At 43.4% G+C, this 6,792-nt stretch carries 7 protein-coding genes; 4 read left to right on the top strand and 3 right to left on the bottom strand.

Annotated features, from left to right (window positions below; translation table 11 throughout):
• Nucleotides 1-2,404, top strand: a 2,404-nt coding sequence (locus IKN49_01010) for an MFS transporter (GenBank protein ID MBR3631639.1), incomplete at its 5' end; no start/stop codon positions are given.
• 1 nt (nucleotide 2,405) lies between these two features.
• Here the strand turns inward: IKN49_01010 and IKN49_01005 are convergent.
• Nucleotides 2,406-3,218 (bottom strand): PHP domain-containing protein, encoded by an 813-nt coding sequence (locus IKN49_01005; protein MBR3631638.1) that lies wholly within the window; start codon nucleotides 3,216-3,218, stop codon nucleotides 2,406-2,408.
• A 3-nt stretch (nucleotides 3,219-3,221) separates the two neighbouring features.
• Nucleotides 3,222-3,446: a NifU family protein gene (locus IKN49_01000; protein MBR3631637.1), complete on the bottom strand. Its 225-nt coding sequence runs from the start codon at nucleotides 3,444-3,446 to the stop codon at nucleotides 3,222-3,224.
• Between the two features lie 143 nt (nucleotides 3,447-3,589).
• Between IKN49_01000 and IKN49_00995 the strand changes: the two genes are divergently transcribed.
• Nucleotides 3,590-4,054, top strand: a complete 465-nt coding sequence (locus IKN49_00995) for an SH3 domain-containing protein (GenBank protein MBR3631636.1) — start codon at nucleotides 3,590-3,592, stop codon at nucleotides 4,052-4,054.
• A 14-nt stretch (nucleotides 4,055-4,068) separates the two neighbouring features.
• Nucleotides 4,069-4,539, top strand: coding sequence for a hypothetical protein (locus IKN49_00990; GenBank protein MBR3631635.1), 471 nt, complete (start codon nucleotides 4,069-4,071; stop codon nucleotides 4,537-4,539).
• A 70-nt stretch (nucleotides 4,540-4,609) separates the two neighbouring features.
• On the opposite strand, the gene IKN49_00985 is transcribed toward IKN49_00990, so the two are convergent.
• The gene (locus tag IKN49_00985; protein MBR3631634.1) at nucleotides 4,610-5,641 is read right to left on the bottom strand and encodes a prepilin-type N-terminal cleavage/methylation domain-containing protein; all 1,032 of its coding nucleotides are present in this window, start codon (nucleotides 5,639-5,641) and stop codon (nucleotides 4,610-4,612) included.
• Nucleotides 5,642-6,008: 367 nt separating this feature from the next.
• Here IKN49_00985 and IKN49_00980 point away from each other — a divergent pair, with 367 nt between their 5' ends.
• Nucleotides 6,009-6,704 carry a hypothetical protein gene (locus IKN49_00980; GenBank protein MBR3631633.1) on the top strand — a complete coding sequence of 232 codons (696 nt, stop codon included), beginning with the start codon at nucleotides 6,009-6,011 and terminating at the stop codon, nucleotides 6,702-6,704.
• Nucleotides 6,705-6,792: the final 88 nt, after the last annotated feature.

Here is a 6,792-nt window from a genome sequence, read left to right as displayed (position 1 = left end):
TGAACGGCAAGGATATTCGATTACCGGAAAGATCCAAAGCGGATTGCAAACACTGCAAGACTATTTTTACTTAAATTATATAGCTCCTTGGTGGTATAGATATAATCCGTTCTATCAACAGCAAATGAGAGCGCAACAGGCGTTGGCTCAACAAGCCACTCCGGCCGTCGCAGAAGAAACCGGCGAAGAAACAGCGCAACAGACCGAGACTGCAACTGCGGAAGTACAAGAACAAGCGGCTTTGGCAGGCATGTTCACTTCCTCGGCATTTGCCTCACAACTGTTGGCCCTTCTTGCCGCAGGAAATACGTCAGCAGATCCAAATCAATCTCCCAAGAAACGAAATAGTCTGCTCAATCGTTACTTGCAAGCCAAATATACAAAGATTTTGAAAGAAATTCAGCCTTTGGCTAAACAGCGTGCTATATTTGAATTTTTAGCCATGGAAACAGACATCATCGATTCGTTTGTGGAAGATCAGGCCTTCTTGGCGGTATATCATAGCGAATTGAATAAAGCCATTTTGGCCACGAAACTGCCCGATGCCGTAAAAAAATTAGCATTACAGACGGTGGAAGATCGTATGCAGGCTGCCGCAGAAGCAGTGAGAGAAAATCCTGCACTGGCGGCTAAACATAAGGTAATGGCTATTCCGCTATATCATCACAACCGAATTATTGACTATTGGTTGGTGGAGCCGCCTGCCGGATTTAAGTTGAAAGAAAATCAGGAAGTATACGCGGTAGTCGGAGAAGAAAAAGGAAAAGCCGATTTATTTGAAAGCACCTATAAAGAAGAGGATAGAAGAGATAAAATTGAAAGCACTCGTTTGAGAGCTGATATCCCCATCACCAAAGAAGGCCGTGTATTTGCGACAACCGGCTTTGGATTGCGTAAAGTGGCGGAAGGTTTATCCTTGATGATTAACCATCTATGGCCTATGTATTTGATTTATGTGTTGGCAGGTCTTGGAAATGTGTCTAGCACAATTGCCACTTTTGCCAAAGCGTCCTTTACTTTGAGCCAGCAAGAGATGTATATCTTCGGCGGGGTGACTTCGGTGGTTATGGGATTGTCCTCGTTTGTAGTGGGGCTTTTGCAAGAACGGTTATCTCGAAATCCGGATGGTTCTATCAACAGTAGCCGCGGCCGTTTAATCAGCATGAATATTGGTATGGCCCTGTGCTTATTGGCCTTTGTATTGCCGATGTTTGGAGGAATTGCGGGCAATATGGGTCCTGCTACCGAAGTTAAGAAACAATTATTAATAGCCAGTTTCATTGCTCTGGGTATAGGAGCGGCATTTATTGATGTGGCTATGAAACCTACTTTGTTATCCGTCACTAAGAAAGGAGATTATCAAGCTAAACAAGGGTATTTAAGTGTCTTTAAGCAAGTGGTTGGAAATATGTCCAATTATGTGATTCCGCCGCTCGCTATTGGGTTGGGAAGTGTAATAGGACAGGCTTGGGATTGGAGCGTTTATTTCCCGATATATTCCGCTGTTACCATGGCTATCTTGGCATTATATAATGCGTTTAAGATGCATAGCCAAACCTTAGAAGAAACAGAATTTGTTCCGGAAAAAACCAACTTGTGGCAGGATGTTAAAAAGATAGGAACTGAATTCTTTGGCAGCCAAAAGTACAATCAGCTTTTCCGTCACGGTGTGGCCAAAACTATCGCCCACGGGGCCAACATGAGTATCTTGGGCTTGTACGTAAATAATTTGTTCAAGGATCATTATCCGGCAGATGAACATACGTGGCTTATTCACTCCTTAATTATGTTCACGTTACCGATTATTGTAGGCAGAATATTTGGTACGGCTGTGATGAAACATGATTTGAAAATAGGTAATAAGACTATCATTAAGAAACAAAATTTAGGAAGTATGCTCAAACTCAGTTCCGCCGCGGTTCTGTTGGCTTTGGCGGCAATTGCCTCCGGTGTTTGGACATTACAAATGGCAGGGGTTGTGCTGGCCGCTTTGGGTCTTACCAACATATCTCCGATTGTAGGCGGATATACAGCAGATCATACACGTAAAATATCCAATACGGTTTCGGCTATGTTGTCAGCCACTTCCGTAGTAACTTTTGGACTGGCGGCTTTGTTCGGTACATTACTGGAATGGAGTGGTAGCCCCTGGGTATCCTTCCTGTTACCGGCTGTCTTATTGAGTGGAATATTCCTCTTCGGTATGGAGATTTCTTCCCATCGTTTAGAAGGAGAAGGAACGCCTGAGATTTCCGGATGGAACTGGTTGCGTACTCAAATGCAACAATTTATGGGCGCGCCAAAAGCAGATGGCAACGCGGAAAATCCGACGGATGCCACTGACATAAACAATGAAGAAGATGATTGGATTGATTTTGACGGGGGAGAAGCCCCGGCGTACTAATTTATTTGCCTAGCAGTTTACGCAAAAGGCGGTCTGCATACGGAGTGGGGATGGACATTCCTACAGAAGCGTTACGGCTGGCGTGGGGCCCGTGATAGTCAGATCCTCCGGTAGCCAGCAAGTCATACTTACGTGCAATTTTAAGCAATTCTTGTTTTAAGGTATAGCTGTGAGCGGGATAAAACACTTCTAAGCCGTCCAATCCGGCTTCCACCCATTTTGGGAAATCCCATACTTCTTGTACGAGTCCCGGATGGGCCATCACCGCCAGTCCTCCTGCTTTTTTGATTTCTTGGATAGCTTCTACTACAGTCACGCCGGCCGAAGGCACATAACCTATTTGGCCGGGTACTAAATAATTGCGGAATCCTTCTTGGCGGGAAGAAACAATTTTTTTCTTACGCAGTGCATCAGCCACGTGAGCCCGGGATACGGTATGAGGGGCCAAAGCAAAAACATCTTCTTCCGTAATGTCTATTCCGTTTTGAGCTAATTGGGAAATAATTTTGCGAATACGGTTATTGCGGTTTTCGCGGTTCGTGCGTAGGAATTGTTGAAAAGCGGAATTTTGTAAATCTACTTGATAGCCTAAAAAATGTAAGTGGTCATGCTCGCGGGTGCTGATTTCCACGGCACTTACCCATTCTATGCTTTGTTTTTGACAGGCTGTTTGTGCTTGCAAAACCCCCTCTGTGGTATCGTGGTCGGACAGTGCAAAGAGTTTTACACCGGCCTTGCGCGCCTCGTACACTACTTCCTCTGGAGAAGAAGTGCCGTCGGAAAACACAGAGTGGGTATGCAAGTCTATCTTCATAAATTACACACGTTCTACAGCCGTGACACCCGGAACAATCTCTTTAATTTTGCGTTCTACGACAGCTTTGAGGGTCATTTGGGCTGCCGGGCAACCCCCGCATCGTCCACGTAAACCAACGGTCACGATACCGGTTTTTTCATCTACCCCAACGAGCTGTATATCTCCGCCGTCTGCTTGCAGAATGGGGCGAATTTGATCTATTACTTGTTGTACTTGTTCTTTCATGCTGATTTCTCCTGCTAACTATTTTCCTTATTATAGCTTTTTTGGTTTTATCTAAAAAAGGGAGGGGGTTGGCAAAACCCATATAATATTTGCTATACTTTGTATAGTAGATTCTATTTTGTCAGGAAGGAGATATTTAACCGATGAAAAAAATTACAGCTGTTGTATTGATGTTGGGTCTAGTAGCTCCTGTGTTCGCTCAGAAATACGCGAGTGTGAACACTACGAAGGCTAATATTCGTACCTGTGCCGGTACTAAATGTGCCGTCAAGTGGTATGCGTGGAAATATACTCCGTTAATCATGGTCAAAGCCAGCTCCGATAAAGAATGGGTGCAAGTGAAAGATTTTGAAGGATTTTCCGGTTGGATTTCCTCTTCCTTGCTCAGCCCTAACGGCGGCATGTCTGCCAAAGTGGACTTAAACGTACGCAAAGGGCCGGGCACCAGCACAGAAATTGTGTGCACGGTAGAGAAAGGTTACCCGTTCAAATATATTTCTAAGAAAGGGAGCTGGATCCAAGTAGAAGATGATCCGGCCGATAAAAAACAAGGCAAATGCCGCGGCTGGGTATACAATCAAAACTTGTGGGGCTTTTTCAAACAATAAGCCAGTAGTAAATTATGAAGAAATTAGTATTAGTAGTAGTAGCAATTAGTTTGGCGATATGTTGGATGTGTGTGCATCGACAAGTGCGTCCGGCTCGTTTTGCCATTAGCGGTACAATTACTGTACCGGAACGATTGGCAAGCGTAGCGGAAGCAGATAACAATTCCTGCGCCATCATTGTGAAAAATGAAGCGGATGTGCCGGTGGCTATTAAACGAGTGGTCAACCCTAAATTTCCGCTTGCTTTTGAACTGGGAGAAGATGATTTGCTGGCTTCTACGGTAGAAGGCGACTTGAAATTAGAAGTGCAAATCAATAGCCATGGCAAATTAGGTGTCATCAAAGAAGGTGATATTTTCGGCGCCGCTGAAACTACGGTGCAACCTAATACCAAGGAAGTGCTCATACAGGCCAACAAAATGACAGGAATGCCTCGTTTGGCGCGTAACACTCGAGGTAATTTCTTTCGCACAGCTGCTCGTTAATCGAAATTTCCTTATCTGACAAAATACCCGCTTTCAAAGCGGGTATTTTGATATAAAGACGCATGGGATATTAGTCCGAGCACTTGGGGGCGTCTGCCGGGCAATATCCTTTTCCGTAATCTTCGCAACAACCGCCGTTGGTGTAAGTACTTCCCCAACATGTATTCGAGTTGTTTGCAATACATTTTCCACCATTAAAAGTATTGGAGTTGCAATTTCCTCCTACATTACCATTACAAATTGCTCCTTCATTAAATGTATTATAAATACAAGCGGCGCCCGATGTAGAGTTTCCATTACATTCTCCTGCATTAAAAACTGAAAAATTACAACCACCGTATACGGTACCTGTACATTTACCGCCTAGATTGAACGTGGACCAACCACATGCATTATGCCCATCCCCCTTGCAAAGTCCTCCCTCGTTTATAACCGAACGTGCACATCCTTGTTCTACAGTGCCCGTACATATCCCACCTTCATTAATATCTCTCCGTTGTTCCTCAGTATAGCCACAATATCCATTTGCATATGGCATACCCATGGCACTGCAGCGGGCTTCTTCGCTCACATAACATTGCCCCGTCGTATTGGCCCACGCACACGTACCCGGATAATCTAGGATATATTTATCATAGCCGTTTTTACTGCCTGCCTTTTGTCCGGCTAGTAAATTTTTACACAAGCGTTCTGCGCGTGCATCTCCGCTTTTGGCTTCACAAAATAAATAACTTTCCGGATTTTTAAGTGCCATAGAAAGTCTTACATTCGGCAGCGTATCTAATTGCCCGGTAATGGTACTTTGGTTGGCACTTTTGGTGTCTATGCTATACTCGGCATCCGGCATAATATATTTATTATCTTGCGCTTCTCCAGGTAAAGACAAAACTAAAGCACTGGTATCCTCTGCGTATGCTCCGTTTTCCATATAGGCGGCAGTTTGGGCAGTTTGTAGTGCTTTGGCCGGGGTCAGTAAAGTGCTCCAGCGGCTTTTATCAATTGCTCCTTGATACATAGGCACTGCTACAGCACTTAAGATCCCTATAATCAGTACCACTACTAACAACTCTACTAGCGTAAATGCTTGTTGGTTGTGTTTCATAATTTCTCCTTTTCTGTTTATGAAACCCAACAAAAACGGCTGTTTATCTGTAAGCCAACGCTAAGGTCTTACATCATAAACAGCCGTGGTTTGCCACTCCCAAAGGGGTGGCAAACACTCGGCACACAACAAAGGGGTTATAAGGCCCTTTATTATGTGCCTAATATCGGCTGTTTTTGGATTAGCGTTGGATTATCTTTACAGATAATACCCCGTGTTCTGCACACGGTTCCAAAAACAGAATAAATTGTATACTGCGCTACTACTCTTCTAGTATAACAAATTCTTTTCTTAATTTTAAATTTTACTTGACCTTTTTTACAATAAATAGCAAAATAAGAATATAACCTTACAGGAGAGGATAAATATGCATAAAAAATGGATGTTTATAGCTGTTTCTTTTTTGCTTTCTGCCGGCTGGGTGCAGGGAAAACAAAATTTAGGACAAGAAGATGTCTTGGCGGCATTTGCCCAATATAATCCTTCCGCCCTAGAAAAAGCCACCCAGAATGACTCCTACGGAAAAATCCTTCAGGAGTTGGTTACCTCTGTTTCGATGCCCAATACAGAGGAAAATCAGGCAGAATTAATTGCACTGGCTAAAAATTTTGATAATTCGTTGCAGTTATACACCATTCGTTATGCTTATTTTGAAGGCAGAACACTGCAAAAGGTATCCGGTAGCAATTTAGAAGCGCTCGATCAAACTACCAGAGAGAGTTTATTGCCGGTGGTGCAGTCCATTTATCAAAACACATTAGATGTCAGAAATTTACAAGTAACATTCTATAAAAAACGAATTAAAGAAACTAAAAAATCGACTGATTTGTCGTCGGAACAAAAGAAAGAACAGGTGGCTCAGTTAAAACAAAAAGTCAAAGATCTGAAGGCCGAACTTCGTGCTTTGAAAAAGAATGCTACCCGGCAAATTGATGACACGGTGAGTTATTATTTGAAAGATATGCAGGACGCTTACGACAAGGCACAGACCGAACAATTGACGGCCTTGCAGTCCGCTACCCATGATGTAAAAGCTAATCATAAAAAACCGGTCGCCAAATAAATTATCCATTTCCGCCGCTACACCTACTAAAAGAGGTGTAGCGGTTTTTATGTGTATAGTTGCAGGACGTCCGTATAAATTGATTTAA

Source organism: Elusimicrobiaceae bacterium, from assembly GCA_017528825.1.
In the GTDB taxonomy this organism is placed as follows: domain Bacteria; phylum Elusimicrobiota; class Elusimicrobia; order Elusimicrobiales; family Elusimicrobiaceae; genus Avelusimicrobium.
The sequence above is the reverse complement of the archived record's forward strand: the minus strand, read 5'-3'. Positions and strand labels throughout refer to the sequence as shown.